Source organism: Hyphomicrobium sp. 01T421 (genome assembly GCF_056398805.1).
This window is the reverse complement of record NZ_JBFTQC010000001.1, coordinates 2,590,939-2,608,029: the sequence shown is the minus strand read 5'-3', so window position 1 is coordinate 2,608,029 and position 17,091 is coordinate 2,590,939. Positions and strand designations below refer to the sequence as shown.

Sequence of the window (17,091 nt, the reverse complement as noted above, 5' to 3'; positions counted from 1 at the left end):
GGAACCGCGCTTATTGAACATCGTTATTGGACGGTAACAGGTGCGGAACAAGTCGCCAGCATTGATGGCTTTTGTAAAAATGTCATCATTTTTGGCTGCTGATGTACATTAGTGGCGCGGAAAAATATTCGGTCGATGTATTGCGCAGTATCGCCGCCCGTAACCTGTATGGCTGTTAGGCCGACGATGCAGCATCAAGTCAAGCGTGTATGGAGGTGCATATGAGCGGGGTTCAAGTCGACCAGCAAAGCTATCAGATGCCGCCGGAGGATGGGTTTACCGTCGCACACTTTCTCACTGTCGCCGACATCGAACGCTCGGCTCGATTTTACGAAACGGTCTTCGGAGGTCGTATTCTGAGCAAAGGCGATAGCAGCGGCGCGCCGGGCTACATCCAGATCGCGAACACGTGGCTCCTTGTCAACGTGGGAGGCGGTCCGACACCCGACAAACCATCTGTGACGCTCAGCGTCCCCGCCGACCCCGATTCGGTCAGCAGCTTTATGAATATCCGCGTTGCGGATATTCAAGCATGCTTTGAACTTTGGAAAAGTCGAGGAGCCGAGTTTATCACAGAGCCAAAGGAAAAGTACGGCGAGACGCGCTGCTACATTCGCGATCCTGACGGCTATATTATCGAAGTTGGACAAAGAAAGCCGGACTTCACTTACGGCTGAACGGCACGACACATGAAGGCATCAGGTGACCGCATACACTCCGCGACGTGAGAGCGGGAGGAAGGGTGCTTGTTGGCCGCCGCGCTCGAGCAGTCCGCAAATTTGTTAGTGGCTGGCCGAGAACGACGCCGAGAACGTGGATGTCAGAGCTTGTGTGATAAAGCTCTCTGAACCTCAGAGATCTTCGTGAATTCATAGCCGCCGCATGCATGCGCACTCGGGTTTTCTTTCGCGTCATACGAGACGTCCATTAACATATCAGATTTCAAAAACGCGGCCGCACTTTCGTTTGCGCGCAACTCGACAATCATGGGGCATGACATTCTGATCCGCAACGAAACTGCGGGTGACATCCCGGCGATTAGCCGGCTTGTCACTGAAGCCCTCCTGATGCTTGCGCAATCCACTGGACCAGGGCGAGCATCGGACGCGAAGTGCGAAAAAGGCGCGATAAAGAGGAGAACTTGAATTGGTCTTAGGTCAATTGGCGACGAAGCGTAATTTGACTGTTGCGAAAGCGGGAATACTTTCCTGACCGGCAGCGGGATCTCCCGTAAAAGACCCTCGATGACTGGTGGTCCACTGCGATGATGATTGCTCCAAGGAGCGGCTGTGGTGGATACGAAATGTTATTTCCACCGCGAGCGTAGGCCTCTTTCATCATCTCGGAAGTGAGGAATGAAAGTAGAGTGAGTGGAGCCTATGTGCTTTCCACGTTTGCAATCCAACTCCTCTCAAACTCTTCAATCCTCCCAGCGAAGTACGCTGAACCGATGCCGTGTATGAGGCGTCAACAAGTGGAGGAAGCAAATGCGAAAAAGTGCGTTGGCGTGCGGTTTGCTCGCAACTGGCGCGTTCTCGGCGCCTGCATGGGCGAACGAGAGCGTGATAAAGTGCTCTGCAGATCCAAACCAGTGGTGCATCCAGTCCGGTGACTATGCTGGCACCCGGTACTCGAAGCTTGACCAAATCAACACCGAAAACGTCGGTCAGTTAAAAGTGGCTTGGACGTTCTCCACGGGCGTTCTTCGTGGTCACGAAGGCGGTCCGCTCGTGATCGGCGACATGATGTATCTCACGACGCCTTTCCCGAATGACGTCATCGCGCTGAATCTTGCTGACGACCAGAAAATCGTCTGGAAGTATACGCCGAAGCAAGATCCGTCAGTCATCCCCGTGATGTGCTGCGACACGGTCAACCGTGGAGTGCAGTATGCCGATGGCAAGATTTTCCTGCACCAGGCCGATACCGCGCTCGTCGCTCTCGACGCGAAGACGGGTAAGGAGATGTGGAAGGTCGTCAATGGTAATCCAAAACATGGTGAGACCGGCACCGGCTCTCCGCTTATTACAAAAGATAAGGTGATCATCGGCATCTCGGGCGCCGAGTTTGGTGTTCGCGGTTCGCTCACCGCCTACGATACCAACAGCGGCAAGAAGGTCTGGCGCGCTTACTCGATGGGCCCGGATGCGGAAATGCTGGTCGATCCGGAGAAGACCATGTCGCTCGGCAAGCCGATCGGCAAGGACTCCTCGCTCAAGACTTGGAACGGTGATCAGTGGAAGATCGGCGGCGGTTCGGTCTGGGGCTACATGGCCTACGATCCGGACCTCAATCTGATCTACTACGGAACCGCCAATCCCTCCACCTGGAACCCCGTCCAGCGCGCGGGACCGAATGGCAAGCCGATCGATCAGAAGTGGTCGATGACGATGTTCGCTCGTGACGTCGACAACGGTATGGCCAAGTGGGCCTATCAGTTCACGCCGTTCGACGAGTGGGACTATGATGGCGTCAACGAGCCAATTTTGGCCGAGCTCGACTTCGGTGGCACGAAACACAAGACGGCGACGCAGTTCAACCGTAACGGTTTTGCCTATACGTTCGACCGGGGAACGGGTGATCTTCTCGTTGCCGAGAAGTTTGATCCGTCGGTCAACTGGGCTACCGGCATCGACATGGACAAGGCCAGCAAGGACTACGGCCGTCCGATCCGTGTTGAGAAGTACTCGACGTTCAAGAACGGCGAAGGCCAGGACGTGAATACGAAGGGCATTTGCCCTGCGGCACTCGGTACAAAAGATCAGCAGCCGGCTTCTTATTCGGAGCTGACTGGCCTGTTCTACGTTCCGACGAACCATGTCTGCATGGACTACGAACCCTTCAAGGTTTCGTATACGGCTGGTCAGCCTTACGTTGGCGCCACGCTCTCCATGTTCCCGGGTCCGGATGAACCGAAGCGTATGGGTAACTTCATTGCCTGGGACGGCGCAAAGGGCAAGATCGTATGGTCGAAGCCTGAGCAGTTCTCTGTATGGTCGGGCGCTCTGACCACTGCTGGCGGCGTTGCCTTCTACGGCACGCTCGAGGGCTACTTCAAAGCCGTCGACCAGAAGGATGGCAAGGAGCTCTTCAAGTTCAAGACGCCGTCGGGCATCATCGGCAACGCTATGACTTACACCCACGATGGTAAGCAGTACGTTGCAGTGTTCTCAGGCGTTGGTGGTTGGGCGGGCATCGGTCTTGCTGCTGGCTTGACGAACCCGACCGATGGTCTCGGTGCCGTTGGTGGCTACGCTGGCCTCTCGGAGTACACGAACCTCGGTGGGTCTATGACTGTCTTCTCGCTGCCGTAGCGCTTCCTCCAAGAAAGACCGCTAAGGGTCTGCGAGTAACTTGACCGGCGCGCATCTGACGCGCCGGTCCTTTGAAGTCAAATTTTGTTCGCAACCAACCGACAAAGTAAGTGTTGGGGCAGGCAGCGAAACACTCAGGCAGCCGACCCCGACAACGACGGAACATTCGATCAAAAGGGATACGAAGCGCTTGTCGTAACGCGGTTCAAGGCGGCTGATCCCGACAACGACGGCACTCTTGACGACAAAGAACTCGCAACCGACGCCGGCAAATCATTCCTGCTCTTGGTAGAATAGTTTCCTTGGCCGCCTGGCATGCGCGCAAGTCGTATTCAGGCGGCCCCTTTCTCTCGAAAAGCAGGCTTGTGGAGGGGCATCAGCGAGGCGATCTTCCTCTCATTAGCTTCGCCTCAAATGTGAATTGTTGCTCAAGGGAGATGGGCTTTAGGCTGACTTTTGGCGGAATTGGAGGAAAAGGCGCCGCCCGGTCGAGCGCGGCTACAGCTGCATCGTCGAGTATTTTGAAGCCCGAGCCCGATACGACCTCTCGCGACAAGACCTTGCCGTCGAGACCGATAGTAAAGCGCATGACGACAGTTCCAGACCGCCGCGACGGTGCGCTCACTTTCGCGCGCTCGAGGTGCTTGTAGATCTGACCAAGGTAAAGACCGACCGCTTTCGGATCTGCGCCTGTCTTCGCTGGGCCGGAACTCTCCTCAGTGAAGACTGCAGCTTGTGGCGGAAGCTGTTCCTTGATCTGCACCGCATCTGATTGGGACGGCGCCGGCGGTTCTTGCGTCTTGCCCACGCTGGCCTCGACAGCGCTCGCATCCGACACAATGACGTCGCGGAGCTCGTCCGGCTTTACCTCATCCGATTGGGGCGGTGGTCGAAGCGGCAAGATTTTGACCGTATCGATTGCGTCGCCAAGCTTTATAACGCCTTCGGTCGCGATGCCTGGCTCGACAAGCACGAAATCGGTCCCTTGACCGAGGTCGAGCGCATCCGTGCTGAATTTCTGCAACGAAGGTAGCATTAATCTGCCGATCGACGCGTGGATCAGCACAGACATCGATATTGCGATTAATCGCAGCCGGCTCATTCTGGTGTGATATTTCTAAAGCGTGCACGCGTTCGGGTAGTTATTCGCACCTTGCGGCTTCTTTTGGACCCTCACCTTGAGCGTGCGAGAAAGGGGCAAAACCCCAATATTCCATTAGCAGACATTGGTTCGGCGAAGAACTCACTCCGGGCTCGATTTGGCGAATATACTCATCGATCAGAGCATTGCGGAAACTAAGAAGGACCAGGAGCAGAATCGGCTTTCCGTCATAAGTCTGCAGCTATCGGCTTTAGCTTTTTTCGAAAGCTAAATGATCCCCGAGCATGGGGCGCCGTCCAGCATGATTTGGGTTGCTCTTACACGATTCGTCACGCCGGCCTGTCGTTCGAGGTCAGAGATCCTGATGAGAGCCTTCAATATTGGATCGCATCCTGCCGGACGCCTGGTGAGGCTCTTCTCAAGAAGGCCGAAGCGCACGTGCGGCGGTCATGTGAGAAACTGAACCGCAATGATAGTCACGGCCCGACAGTTGCCGATGCGGAACGGCACTCCGATCCTAGGTACTTCCGGTCAACGATTACGCCCATATGAGGAACGCCATCCTGGGGAGGATCGAAAGTGATCTTCGACATCGCGCGATACCACGTCGTGAAATCCCCGGTGTACACCGTGCTTATCTTCTCGGTGCCGCCATCTGATGTGCAAACGACATCGACATATGTTTCGTCGGCGAGCCGCTTGATGCTGGCGACGTTGCACTGTTTGCCGCCCACCACGCTATCGGCTGCTGCAATGCAAGTCTCGAACGTCTTCATTCCGATGCCTTAGTCGACGATCTCCGGATAAAAGGCGTCGGACGGTTCGTGACCGCCCTCATCGATTGAACGGCGCGGGACCAATAGTCCGCCAACCAATCTTTTTTGTCGAAACCCGCCACTTTGTTCGGCTGTGTCGCGATCTACTTTCAGCGAATGGAGCATAGAAATCAGTGCCCTGCCTTCCGATGGGGCTTTAGAGATCTGTCGACGTCCCATCGTGCGTTAAACGAACATATGGCTGCTCTCCGCGCCGCTTCCGAATGGGCGCAATGGAGATTTTGCTTTTATTTTCAGGCCCGCAGGTGAGGGGATTGCAAGAAGCGTGGCCATGCGGCCGTTCAACAAAGATCCGAGCAATTCTTCACCGGTCTAGGCAATCAGTGCACTCCAGCTTCGCCCCACGCCCAGCGAATTCAGGCACGTCATGCCACGATCGTGCGTCTCTAGCGCGGTGCAGCCAATCGGCAACTTCAGACTAGCTTCCGACGGTCATGGTGCCGAACGCTGCGTTCTAGAGGTGAGATAACCATAGCAACACTCACACCGTGGGAGAAATTCATGACGCCAAGGCAGAATAAATTGGTCACTACACTGTGTCTGAGCTTGATGCTCGTGTCCGGAGCGTCTGCTGGAAACGACGCTAAGACGAAAAATGGATCCGGCAATGGAGGTAGTAATACTTCTCCGAGTATTGGAAAGTCACTTTCCCTCAAAGACGAGGCAATGTTCTTCGTCAACGGGAGCCTTACCACCAGCAATTATCCGAGCGCCGGCAGCGGGACGACAGCGCCGACGCCTGCAACTTTCGACGTCAACCAAATGTTCGTCCACTTCCGTAGTCCGAAGTCCAAGTCGTCGCACAAGCTCCCCATCATTATGGTTCATGGTTCTGGTCTCACTGGCATGAGCTGGGAGACGACCCCCGACGGCCGCGAGGGTTGGGCGACCTACTTCACGCGCCTAGGCTTCGATACTTACATCGTCGACTTTCCCGGCCGCGGTCGCGCCGGGTTCAACGTCACGCCGTTAAACCAGGCAAAGTTTGAAAATAACGTCGCGTTGCAACCGAGTTTAGGAAGAACGGGGCTTGAAGGAGCTTGGGTTAATTTTCGCTTTGGTCCTACTTACCAAAACGCGTTCCCAGGAGTGCAGGCTCCGGAGGTCAACCCAGACGGTACGGTCAATCAGGCCAATGTCGAGCAATTCAGCGCCCAGGGCGTGCCCAACGCCGAAGCGACTCTGACGCCAGCGGCAGCTGAGACAGTTCCGGCAGCGCTTGTTGAGCTCCTGAAAAAGACGGGCCCGGCAATTCTAATGGTCCATTCTCAGGCGGGCCAGTTCGCAGACACTGCGGTCGGTCTTCGCCCTGACCTCATCAGACTTATGATTCACGTTGAGAGCAACTGCCGCAATGGCACGGCGTTCACGCAAGCCCAGCTCAACGGCTACAAGCAAGTAAAGTCGGTTCTGTACGTGCACGGGGACAACGTTGTCGGAAATCCCGCAAGTACCGGGCAGCCCCGGCTCACCTTCTGCACGGCTGACATGAACGCCATCAACAACGCTGGCGGAAAAGCAGCGCTGGTTCAGCTGCCGAGCGTTGGCATTAAGGGGAACACCCACATGCTCATGCAGGACAGGAATAATCTGAAGGTGGCCGACTGGCTCATCAAAGAAATATCGAAGCGCGGCTTCTGACAGCTTTCCCCAAACATCTCGACATGGTCCGGCGTGTTCAGCGTCGGACCAATTTTTTTTGATGACGGCCGACGCCGATGAGCTCCACAAGGACGAAGCGTTTCGCGATCCCAACCAGAAGTACTCGCAATACCTCATCCCGGCAGGCGCGGCAGGGAAGCTTCGCGAACAAGCACAGCCCATGGAGATCGAGCATCTTGTGGCGATTCCCGCTCCATCCTCGTAGAGACTGGGATCAAGGCATAATAGCTGGCGGAGGGGGTGGGATTCGAACCCACGAGACCCTTACGAGCCTACACGCGTTCCAGGCGAGCGCCTTCAACCACTCGGCCACCCCTCCATCGCAATCGCGAAGCAGCGCACTTAACCCATCCGCGAGCCAAGCGCAACGCCGCTCGACAAGTCTTGAGGCTTGACCGCCGCCCGTCGCGGTCACACAAAGGCACCCGGTCAACGAGCAAGTGCGAATATGACCAGCTCAGTGCTACTCAAAATCTTTGCCGGACTGGCCGCATTAGGCGTAATCGCCTATTGTTGCCTATGGTACGCGGCCGGCGAGCCGAGCAATTCCTGGCTGCTACGCCTCGCGCTGGCGGCCTTCCTGATCGCGCTCCTGATGAGCGTCGTGAACCCGGAAACCCGTCCCAGATTGATGCTGCGGTTTCTCGCCGCGCTCTTTGCTTTATTTACGCTGATCGCCTTCGCGGCCGATGTTTCACGGCCGCCCGTGGACGGCGTCCCCGGAGGCGCCATCTCATTGATGCAGCACCTGCAAACGTGGTCGCCCTCGTTCGTGGCATCGCTTCAGCGGTCCGCCACGGCAACGGTCGATCCTTTCTTCTGGGACCCGGTGCTGACGTCGGTATTGAACCTGCCGGGAACCGTGATCTTCCTCCTGCTCACGATTGCCTGCGGCTACCTCGGACGGCCGCGCCGCCGTATCCGCATTTTCGCCAACGACTACTGACCGGCCAAATGAACGACGAGACCGTGCCGGCCCTGAAACGAAATGGGATGAGCCATCGTATACTGGGCATCATCCAAACAATAATAAGAAGGAGCCAATCCATGTTCGCAAGGAAGCAGGTCGCGATGCCGACCGCCGAGTCCGCGCCGAAGGGTCGCCCGACCCCAATTCTTAGCCCCGACGCCGAGCACTATCTCTTTTCGCAGCCGTTGAACCCGCCCTATCCCGCCGGGCACGAGGTCGCAATATTCGGCCTCGGTTGCTTCTGGGGCGCCGAGCGGCTGTTCTGGCAGCTGGGTGAAGGCATCTGGATCACCGCGGCAGGCTACGCAGGCGGCTATACGCCCAACCCGACGTATGAGGAGGTCTGCTCCGGCCGCACCGGCCACACGGAAATCGTGGTCGTCGTCTTCGATCCGAAGACCATCTCCTACGACACACTCCTGAAGACGTTTTGGGAAGCCCACGATCCGACCCAAGGCTTCCGTCAGGGGAATGACGTCGGCACGCAGTACCGGTCAGCGATCTATACGACGACGCCAGAGCAGCAAGCCGCCGCCGGGGCATCGCGTAAAACCTACGAAGAAGCGATCGCCGGCAAGGGCTATGGCCCGATCACGACGGAGATCAGACCGGCCGGTCCGATCTACTTGGCCGAAGGCTACCATCAACAGTACCTCGCCAAGGTACCGCATGGATACTGCGGCCTCGCCGGAACGGGCGTCGCTTGCCCTAAGCCCGCAAGCGCCTCGGCACCGGCGCCGGCGAAGAGCTAAATCGCCAAAGACCTGATCAAAGACCACCAAGGCCGTCAGCCATGCCCAACGGGCCTGGCTGGCGGCCTTTCTATTTGGGCGGCCGTCCCTTTCAAACAAGCAGGATGGAAAACCATGGAATTGACTGATATGGCGGGGATGGGGGCATCTAAAGCGCCTGCAATCGGCATGCTGCTCGCGGTATGCTGGGCAGAATTACAAACACCCGGCTTAGACCGTGCCCCTCACTGCTATTGGAAGGGGCGTTATGGGCACGACAAAAACTCTGGCCAAAGGTTGCGGAATATTTGCCCTGGCACATGCCGGCATTTTGACGATCGGGTCCATCGTTGGCCCGCCCCAGGAAAGCGCGGCCTCCGAGAAGCAACCGACTGCGGTTGTCGCTGAAGCAGATGAGCCACAAGAATTTATTCCGCGGGCGCTGTCGAATGAACCGAAAAACCCGTTCTTTCCCTTAGCCAAAATCACTGCGGATTCTGTGCGGGCCTGTAGGGCCGCGGCACTGGCCTTCGATAGTAATAGGCGATTGGAGATGGCCGAAAAGGTGGTGTCGGCCTGTGAGGCGGACGCCGATAAGGACGCGGGCAGGGATTGCACCATGTACGCCGTTAGGGTGGCGTCTGCCGCCTCAAAGTTCATCCATCAGATGAAAATGATCGAAGACGATAATCCGGCGTGGCGGGGCATGATGGATATAATTCGCGGCCACAATGACGAGGCTCGGGATTACGCGAAGCGGTGCGAGAAATAGTGACCTAAGCCTTTACTTGTCTCAAGGGGTAGGGGCGTTATTTCGGATCGACCGTCGCGGCTTTCTTGAGATGCGGACGAAGTGCTGGGCTATTGGCCAAATGCGCTGGAAGCCCCTTCGCCCCCGGCACAGCCGCAGCATTCGCGATCGTCGCATGAACTGCCGCAGCCTTGGCCAATGTCTTCTTGACTTGCACAGGCGTCATCAGCGCTTCGGGCGGTACAGTGATGGGCTCAGGTCCGGACTCGAGCACGGCTTGGCATTCTTTCGGCAGCTCGGCCAGCATGAGCGGCGGCTTCGGCGGCTTCACTCCCGAAACAGGAGGCGGCGCGGGCTCGAGCGGCACCTTGGACGGAACCACTTTCGCCAGCCATTGATCGACTTCCTTCCCGCAACCATCGTCCCCTGTCGGCGGCGGTTGCGGAGCACAGCCCGCAAAACCCTCCGGGCATTTGATGCGCATGTGGAAGTGGTAGTAATGCCCGAACCACGGCCTCACCTTCCCGAGCCACTTTCGGTCCGTATCTTTGGTCTGGCAAAGCGCCTTCTTGATCGCAGGATGAACGAAGATGCGCTCGACTTCCGGATAGGACGCCGCCCGCTTGATCAGCGCGGTCTGCTTTTCGGTGAAAATCTGCGGATCGACGGCAACGCTCGTGCCATCGAGCATCGACGTCGCCTGCATCTCCTCGCGTTCTTTCGGAGTGAGACGGCGATCCGGCATCGGCGTCAGCCAGATATCGGCATCGAGCCCGATCTGGTGGCTCGCATGTCCGGTGATCATCGGCCCACCTCGCGGCTGTGCGATGTCGCCAACCAGCAGTCCCGGCCAGCCGTCGAGCTTCTGCGCATCCTTTGCGAAACGCTCGACGAGCGCGATCAGCTTCGGATGGCCCCAGTTGCGATTGCGCGATAACCGCATCTCCTGCCAAGCAGGACCGTCGATCGGCAACGGCACGGCGCCCGCCAGGCAACCGCGAGAATAGGTTCCGATGGCACGCGCTTCGAGCGGGGCCGGAACCTTGGCCGCGCCGAAAAGATTTTTTGCCCCGATGAATTTCGGCCAGACGGGCGTTTTGGACGGCTCCGCCTGTTCGGTTCCCGGAATAGGCTCGACCTTGATCGAGATCGGACGAGCCTTCGAAGAGCTCGGCGCCGCGCCCGACGGATGTTTCGTCGTCACCGATCCCGTGGTCGTATCGCTCGACGAGGCAGCCGGCGTCGCGCTTGTTGCCTGCGGTTCTTCGCCGGCGGGCCCGCTCTCGTCCGAATTCGTCAGCAGACCGCTTCTCGGCACGAAATGCGGCAACGGCGCATGATGACTTGTACCGGCTTGATTGCCAGTACCGGGATGAACCGGATCGGGCGCAACCGGAACGCCGCTCGCGTCATCGACCTGCAGCGGGTCGGCACGGAGCGGTCCGATGAAATCCAGCACTGAAAGCGGCACGCCTAGCGATTGGAGCAGCGGAGCCCAAACCATGGCCATCGCACAGAAGACCGCGAGCACCAGTAACCTTGCGGCCCTCATGCTTTGTCCCCTTTTTTGACATCGCTCATCCTAGACCATTCTCGGGCGAAATTCTGACCCAAAAGCGATTTCAGTTGCAGTGTTGCCCGGCGCCACATTAACGAACCATGGATAGCGGCATTAACTCCATCGCGAACACATTATGAAACGCCTTCAGAAGGTTACCGAACCCGTCAGCGCCGAAGCGACAACGAGGGCAACGCCCGCGTTTCGTATCGATAGCGGCCCATCCGCTGCCGAAACTCGCCTGATTTTAGCGCATGGAGCCGGGGCGGGGATTACATCTTCGTTCATGGAATCGTTTGCCGCGCTTCTCGGTGAACGGGGGGTCACCCTCACGCTCTTCGAATTTGCATACATGGCGAGCCGCCGCGAAGGCGCTCCGAAGCGGCCGCCGCCCAAAGCCGAGAAACTGATCGGCGAGTACCGGGACTTGGTCAGCGCCGTCGCCAGCGAAAATCCGCACCCAAAGCTCTTTATCGGCGGCAAGTCCATGGGCGGGCGCGTCGCGAGCATGCTGGCTGATGAGCTTTACGAAGAGAAGACGATCAGCGGTCTCGTCTGCCTCGGCTACCCGTTTCACGCGCCCGGCACGCCCGACAAGCTGCGCACCGAACATTTGAAACAGCTTCGCTGCCCGGCTTTGATCGTCCAAGGCGAGCGCGATCCGTTCGGAACCAAAAGTGAAATCGAAGCAATCCGGCTGTCCAAGAAAATCACTTTCGCCTGGATGAGCGACGGCGATCACGATTTCGGTCCGCGCGGGAATTCCGGGTTCACCCGAAAGGGCAACCTTGCTGCCGCCGCAGACGCCGTTGCGGCATTTATCGCGGTGCATTCGGCCGCGCGTTGACGCTGACCTCCGGGACACCTACGGTGCGCGACTTCGCCGCAAAGCAAGCCTTTGTAATATCAACCACACCCGACCGCAGCAGCATCAGATGACCGCACTCGTCTTCACCCCCGAGCAGGCCGCAGCCAGCAAAGACTCCAAGGCTTGGCCGTTCGAAGAAGCACGCCGGCTCATCAAACGCCTCGAGCGTCTGCCCGACGGCGACACAAAAACCGTCCTCTTCGAAACGGGATACGGTCCGTCCGGACTTCCTCACATCGGCACCTTCGGCGAGGTCGCGCGCACGACAATGGTGCGCCACGCGTTCGAGACGCTGACCGGAGGCAAGCGCAAGACGCGCCTCCTCTGCTTCTCCGACGACATGGACGGCATGCGGAAAATTCCGGAGAACGTTCCGGACCGGAAGGCGCTAGAGCCCTACCTGCAGATGCCGTTGACGTCGGTGCCCAATCCGTGGGGCGGCGACTACGCAAGCTTCGGCGATCACAACAACGCCATGCTGCGCCGGTTTCTCGACACCTTCGGCTTCGATTACGAATTCGCGAGCGCCACTGAGTATTACAAGTCCGGCCGCTTCGATGAAGTTCTCCTGCGCGCGGTGGAACGCTACGACGACATCATGAAGGTCATGTTGCCGACGCTCGGCGCAGAGCGGCAGGCAACATACAGCCCCTTCCTTCCCATTTCGCCGAAGAGCGGCCGCGTCCTCTACGTCCCGATGAAGAAGGTGGACCCCAAGACGGGAACCATCACGTTCGAGGACGAAGACGGCAAGGACCTCACGCTGCCGGTCACCGGCGGCCAGGTGAAACTTCAGTGGAAGCCGGATTTCGGCATGCGGTGGGTCGCCCTCGGCGTCGACTTCGAGATGTTCGGCAAGGACCACCAGACGAACGCGCCGATCTACGACAAGATCTGCGAAATCCTCGGCGGCGTTCCGCCCGAACACTATGTGTACGAGCTGTTCCTCGACGACAAAGGCGAGAAGATTTCGAAGTCGCGCGGCAATGGCCTGACGATCGACGAATGGCTGACGTACGCATCGCCCGAAAGCTTGGCGCTCTTCATGTATCAGAAGCCGCGAAGCGCCAAGCGCCTCTATTTTGACGTCATCCCGCGCGCCGTCGACGAATACCTGCAATTCCTGTCGGGCTATCAGAAGCAGGAAGCGAAACAGCAGATCGACAACGCCGTCTGGCACATCCACAACGGAGCGCCGCCGAAGCCCGAAATTCCCGTCACGTTCGGCTTGCTGCTCAACCTCGTTTCGGTTTCGCACGCTCACAACAAGGACGTGCTGTGGGGCTTCCTCGGCCGCTACGCGTCCGGAGCAAAGCCGGAAGACAATCCGATCATCGATAAGCTCGCCGGCTACGCGATCCGCTACTACGACGACTTCGTGAAGCCGACGAAGAAGTTCCGCACGCCCGACGACGTCGAGATCGTGGCGCTCGAAAGTCTCGACAAGGCGCTCGCGGCGCTTCCCCCCGGCAGCGACGGCGACACGATCCAGAACGCCTTGCTCGACGTCGGCCGCGCCATTCCGCGCTATCAGGACCCGACGAAGACCAGCCCGACGGGCGGACCCGGCGTCAAGCTCGATTGGTTCCAAGCGATCTACGAAATCCTGCTCGGACAAGAGCGCGGGCCGCGCCTCGGCACGTTCGTCGCGCTCTATGGAATTCCAGAAACCCGGGCCCTGATTGCCAAGGCACTCAGCGGCGCGCTCGCCAACGCCTAGCCGCAACCGGAATCGCAGTTTCGGGGCTTAGACGAGCGGCGTCGCCGTCTCAGATTCTTCCGCCGCTTTTGCCGCCCGCGCTCCGGACCTGTGTCCGAGGATGTCGATGCGCCAGATCCGGTCGATCAATCCGACCAGCAACAGCTCCCGCGTTTCGATCTGCCCGCGTCGCCATTCGCGCTCGCCAATGACATCGCGCGTAATCGCCAGCATAGGCGCTTGGCTCGACCCCTTCGAATAAATCTCTTTCTTGTCGTCCCACGACGCGTTGCGCGCCCGATCGTTCTCCTGCTGGGTGATCAGCACGAGATTGCCGAGGCTTTCGACGAGCTGCGCGCGCTCCTCTGCACTCGGGAACAATTGCCGCCACGGGCTCGAAGCCGCGGGCCGCTGCGGCAGCACATGCTCGATCGTATATTGATCGGGGTCGACGGCATCCATCCCGCCCGACAATTCGTCTCCGAGCCGCAGCAGAAGCAGCTTGCAAACCTTCGGATTGCGCTTGTGAAAATCCTTGAGATGAAACGCAATGCCGCGCACTTCGTCCCGCGTCAATTGCAGAACGGGATGCGATTTGTCGATCGGATCGCCTGAACGAATGACCTTGACGAGCTCCGAGAACCGGCGAACGCGTTTCCCTGACCCCGCGCACAAAAGGCGGGTCAGCATGGCGAGCCGCTCGATCTCACTGAGGAGAAATGCGGCCCGGGCAGGATCGCGCTTCCAATCCTTGAGCGCGAAAATAGCGGCTGGCGCCCAATCGGCCTCCGGGAGGCGGTTGAGGTATGCAAGCGTCGACTGCATCTCTCGCGGCAACACGCCGTCGCCTCCGCTGCGAACGATCGCATACGACTTGGCGAGCGGCAGGAAAACATCCTTGAAGAACGCCTCCGAGCCGCCGGAATCGCGAATGACCTGGCGCACCCCGGAAACGATCTGCAGCCGCCCGTGCCCATAGATGGTTCTGAGATGTGCGAAAAACGCCTCGAACCCTTCCCCGAGTTCCACGCTCATTTCATCCCACATCGCGACGGCCCATTTGGCGTCGTTGGCGGACATGCGCGCGAGGATGTCGGACTTCAGGATGTCGTTGCGCTGCAGCTTTCTGCCTCGCTCGTTCAGAACGACAAACATCTGGTGGGAACGATCGATATCATTGCCGACGATGACAACCACGAAGCATCGGTCCGCTATGAAATCGGCAAGCGCCGCGCGGTCGGTGTTGGTCAGTTCCGCAAGCACCGTCCTGAAACGGTCGCGCACGTCGAGAAGCGTCGCTTCGGGAAGCGAGGGCGATTGAATGTGAACCGGCAGCACCGAGCTGCCCGGCAACAAGACGTTGTCTTCGAAAACGGCGCGTTCACGTGTCGAAAGGTGCAGCCGGAAACGCTCCGTCCGGAAAAACCTTGTGCCCAGCTGGGCGACGAGCATTCCCTGAACGCGTTTCGTGACGGTCTTTCGTGCGTCGGTTTCGAGGTCCCGCAGCACGGCAAGCAGTGTCATCAATGTGACGAGGCGCTGCTGACCATCGATCACTCCGAATTCACGGGGGGTCATCTTGGGTGACAGCTTCGCCGTTTCAGCCCCCGGCGCATCCATCAACACCACGGCGCCCAGGAAGTAAGCAGGTTCCGGCTCGTCGTCGGAGGAGATGCCGGCGGCTTCCAGAAGATCGTCGAGGAGTTGTTCGGCCTGCTCTCGTCCCCAGGAATAGGGCCTCTGGAAAAGCGGGATATTCAGTAGGTAAGGACCGGACAACAATTCTGAAATGCTTAGCGATGCCGTAGGATACACGAATGCCACAACCCTCTTGACTGCCGTTTGCGGGCCCGAGTATTTCGCCTGCGGCTATTAACACGCACCCCGCCAAACTGTTGCGTGCCTAGCCATCCGTGATAGCAACGATCATGCACCGGCGCCACACCCCGGCCGTTGCTTCCGACAATTGGATGATATCTTTTCGCAGACATCCGGAAAGTTCAATTCGCACGTATCCGTAAAGTTCAAAATGGAATGAAAAAAATCGTCTACAAAATTGCCACGGCCACCGAATGGTCAGATGCAATTGCAAATGGCAATTATGAAGGGTCGCTCGACGACAAGCGAGACGGATTCATTCATCTGTCACAACAGCACCAGCTGTCCGGCACATTAGAAAAACATTTCAAAGGCAAACGCGATCTCGTTCTCATCGCGTTCGAGGCGGCCGCACTAGGCTCTGATCTCAAATGGGAACAATCGCGCGGAGGCGATCTTTTTCCTCACCTCTACTCCGCTCTTCCCGTTTCTGTGGCTTTATGGGAGCGGCCATTGCCAAAAAATAGCGACGGCGTTCATTGCCTTGACGAGGAATGGTTCGCGTGCTGACAGGCATCTACCGGCTGACGCGCCCCGCGCTTTTCGCGCTTGCTCCAGAGGAAGCGCACGAACTCACCGTGCGCGCGCTCGAATGCGGACTTTATCCGCGATCCTTCGGCGCCGACGATCGCGTGCTCTCGCAAACGGTGTTTGGATTGGAATTCAAAAATCCGGTCGGCATCGCAGCCGGTTACGATAAGGACGCCCGCGTACCCGATGCCGTGCTCGGCATGGGCTGCGGCTTCGCCGAGATCGGCACCGTCACCCCGCACCCGCAAAGCGGCAATCCGAAGCCGCGTGTCTTCAGGCTCGTCCAGGACAACGCCCTCATCAACCGGCTCGGCTTCAACAATGGCGGCCACGCCGCAGCTCTTGCGCGTCTCGAAGCGCGGATGAACCGCGGCGGCATCGTCGGCGTCAATATCGGAGCCAACAAGGACAGCGTCGATCGCGGCGAAGATTACGTGTTGGGCCTGTTGCGGTTCAACTCGGTCGCCAGCTACTTCACCGTCAACATCTCCTCTCCGAACACACCTGGGCTTCGCGATCTCCAAGCCCCCGCCGCGCTCGAAGCGCTGCTCGCGCGTATCATGGCCGCGCGGACGAGGCTGACAAATGACGGCGCGCAGCGGCGTCCGATCGTCGTCAAAATTTCCCCCGACATCGCCGCCGACGACATCGCCCCGATCGTCGAAAAGCTCGTCGCCTACGACGTCGACGCCATCGCCGTATCGAACACGACCTTGGCGCGCGACGGCTTGAAGTCGTCCGAGGCACGCGAAGCCGGTGGCCTTTCCGGCCGCCCGGCCTTTCAACGCTCGACCGCTATGCTCGCCCGCATTTTCAAGCAGACGGAAGGCCGAATCCCGCTCATCGGCATCGGCGGCATCGACAGTGGTGAGCGCGCGCTCGAGAAAATCGAAGCCGGCGCCACATTATTGCAGCTTTACACGGGCCTTGTGTACGAAGGCCCGAGCCTCATCGGGGAGATCAAATCTTTCCTCGCGAAGACGCTTCACGCAGGCGCGCACGCGAACCTCGCCGCAATCCGGGGCCGCCGCGCTGACGACTGGGCGAAACGGCCGCTTTAATTGCCGCGTTTTTTTCGACATCTTCGGAAGCTTCAGCAGGTATAACGGCAGAGTTGCCCATAAAAGCGATTTAGAGTGACCTGAGCCAATTTGCCGAAGCAAAAATTAAGCGTGCCGCGCAAATCCACGA

The 17,091-nt window shown here is 58.7% G+C and carries 15 protein-coding genes, 1 tRNA gene and 1 pseudogene; 12 read left to right on the top strand and 5 right to left on the bottom strand.

Going from position 1 to position 17,091, the window contains the following annotated elements:
• The first annotated feature begins 221 nt into the window (after positions 1–221).
• From AC1DK3_RS12050 to AC1DK3_RS12040, 3 genes and pseudogenes are all read left to right on the top strand, one after another.
• Entirely contained in the window at positions 222–677 is a 456-nt protein-coding gene (locus AC1DK3_RS12050; RefSeq protein ID WP_477192428.1) for a VOC family protein, read from the top strand.
• Positions 678–1,487: 810 nt separating this feature from the next.
• Entirely contained in the window at positions 1,488–3,314 is a 1,827-nt protein-coding gene (locus AC1DK3_RS12045; protein ID WP_477192427.1) for a methanol/ethanol family PQQ-dependent dehydrogenase, read from the top strand.
• 135 nt (positions 3,315–3,449) lie between these two features.
• Positions 3,450–3,611: pseudogene (locus AC1DK3_RS12040) on the top strand (EF-hand domain-containing protein); the annotation flags it as partial.
• 79 nt (positions 3,612–3,690) lie between these two features.
• Here AC1DK3_RS12040 and AC1DK3_RS12035 read toward each other — a convergent pair.
• Complete coding sequence (locus AC1DK3_RS12035) at positions 3,691–4,386, bottom strand: TonB family protein (protein ID WP_477192426.1); 696 nt, start codon at positions 4,384–4,386, stop codon at positions 3,691–3,693.
• A gap of 506 nt (positions 4,387–4,892) precedes the next feature.
• Positions 4,893–5,192 carry a DUF3617 family protein gene (locus tag AC1DK3_RS12030; RefSeq protein WP_477192425.1) on the bottom strand — a complete coding sequence of 100 codons (300 nt, stop codon included), beginning with the start codon at positions 5,190–5,192 and terminating at the stop codon, positions 4,893–4,895.
• A 561-nt stretch (positions 5,193–5,753) separates the two neighbouring features.
• Between AC1DK3_RS12030 and AC1DK3_RS12025 the strand changes: the two genes are divergently transcribed.
• Both AC1DK3_RS12025 and AC1DK3_RS12020 read left to right on the top strand, forming a co-directional pair.
• Entirely contained in the window at positions 5,754–6,893 is a 1,140-nt protein-coding gene (locus AC1DK3_RS12025; RefSeq protein WP_477192424.1) for a lysophospholipase, read from the top strand.
• Between the two features lie 61 nt (positions 6,894–6,954).
• Positions 6,955–7,119 carry a hypothetical protein gene (locus AC1DK3_RS12020; protein WP_477192423.1) on the top strand — a complete coding sequence of 55 codons (165 nt, stop codon included), beginning with the start codon at positions 6,955–6,957 and terminating at the stop codon, positions 7,117–7,119.
• A 24-nt stretch (positions 7,120–7,143) separates the two neighbouring features.
• Here AC1DK3_RS12020 and AC1DK3_RS12015 read toward each other — a convergent pair.
• Positions 7,144–7,233, bottom strand: a tRNA-Ser gene (locus AC1DK3_RS12015).
• A 129-nt stretch (positions 7,234–7,362) separates the two neighbouring features.
• Between AC1DK3_RS12015 and AC1DK3_RS12010 the strand changes: the two genes are divergently transcribed.
• The 3 genes from AC1DK3_RS12010 (at position 7,363) to AC1DK3_RS12000 (ending at position 9,387) form a co-directional block, all read left to right on the top strand.
• Positions 7,363–7,860 (top strand): hypothetical protein, encoded by a 498-nt coding sequence (locus tag AC1DK3_RS12010; RefSeq protein WP_477192422.1) that lies wholly within the window; start codon positions 7,363–7,365, stop codon positions 7,858–7,860.
• A 101-nt stretch (positions 7,861–7,961) separates the two neighbouring features.
• Positions 7,962–8,636, top strand: coding sequence for a peptide-methionine (S)-S-oxide reductase MsrA (gene msrA / locus AC1DK3_RS12005; protein ID WP_477192421.1), 675 nt, complete (start codon positions 7,962–7,964; stop codon positions 8,634–8,636).
• Between the two features lie 247 nt (positions 8,637–8,883).
• Entirely contained in the window at positions 8,884–9,387 is a 504-nt protein-coding gene (locus tag AC1DK3_RS12000) for a hypothetical protein (RefSeq protein ID WP_477192420.1), read from the top strand.
• Between the two features lie 37 nt (positions 9,388–9,424).
• Here AC1DK3_RS12000 and mepA read toward each other — a convergent pair whose 3' ends face one another.
• Positions 9,425–10,918 carry a penicillin-insensitive murein endopeptidase gene (mepA, locus tag AC1DK3_RS11995; protein ID WP_477192419.1) on the bottom strand — a complete coding sequence of 498 codons (1,494 nt, stop codon included), beginning with the start codon at positions 10,916–10,918 and terminating at the stop codon, positions 9,425–9,427.
• A 142-nt stretch (positions 10,919–11,060) separates the two neighbouring features.
• Between mepA and AC1DK3_RS11990 the strand changes: the two genes are divergently transcribed.
• Together AC1DK3_RS11990 and AC1DK3_RS11985 are read left to right on the top strand one after the other, a co-directional pair.
• Positions 11,061–11,771, top strand: a complete 711-nt coding sequence (locus AC1DK3_RS11990) for an alpha/beta family hydrolase (RefSeq protein WP_477192418.1) — start codon at positions 11,061–11,063, stop codon at positions 11,769–11,771.
• A gap of 88 nt (positions 11,772–11,859) precedes the next feature.
• On the top strand, positions 11,860–13,512 hold the full coding sequence (locus AC1DK3_RS11985; RefSeq protein ID WP_477192417.1) for a lysine--tRNA ligase: 1,653 nt from the start codon (positions 11,860–11,862) through the stop codon (positions 13,510–13,512).
• A gap of 27 nt (positions 13,513–13,539) precedes the next feature.
• Here AC1DK3_RS11985 and AC1DK3_RS11980 read toward each other — a convergent pair whose 3' ends face one another.
• Entirely contained in the window at positions 13,540–15,315 is a 1,776-nt protein-coding gene (locus tag AC1DK3_RS11980; protein WP_477192416.1) for a DUF262 domain-containing protein, read from the bottom strand.
• 210 nt (positions 15,316–15,525) lie between these two features.
• Here AC1DK3_RS11980 and AC1DK3_RS11975 point away from each other — a divergent pair, with 210 nt between their 5' ends.
• Together AC1DK3_RS11975 and AC1DK3_RS11970 are read left to right on the top strand one after the other, a co-directional pair.
• Positions 15,526–15,879: a DUF952 domain-containing protein gene (locus AC1DK3_RS11975; protein WP_477192415.1), complete on the top strand. Its 354-nt coding sequence runs from the start codon at positions 15,526–15,528 to the stop codon at positions 15,877–15,879.
• The gene (locus AC1DK3_RS11970) at positions 15,864–16,961 is read left to right on the top strand and encodes a quinone-dependent dihydroorotate dehydrogenase (protein WP_477192414.1); all 1,098 of its coding nucleotides are present in this window, start codon (positions 15,864–15,866) and stop codon (positions 16,959–16,961) included. Before AC1DK3_RS11975 ends, AC1DK3_RS11970 begins: the two co-directional genes overlap by 16 nt.
• The last annotated feature ends 130 nt before the right edge of the window (positions 16,962–17,091 follow it).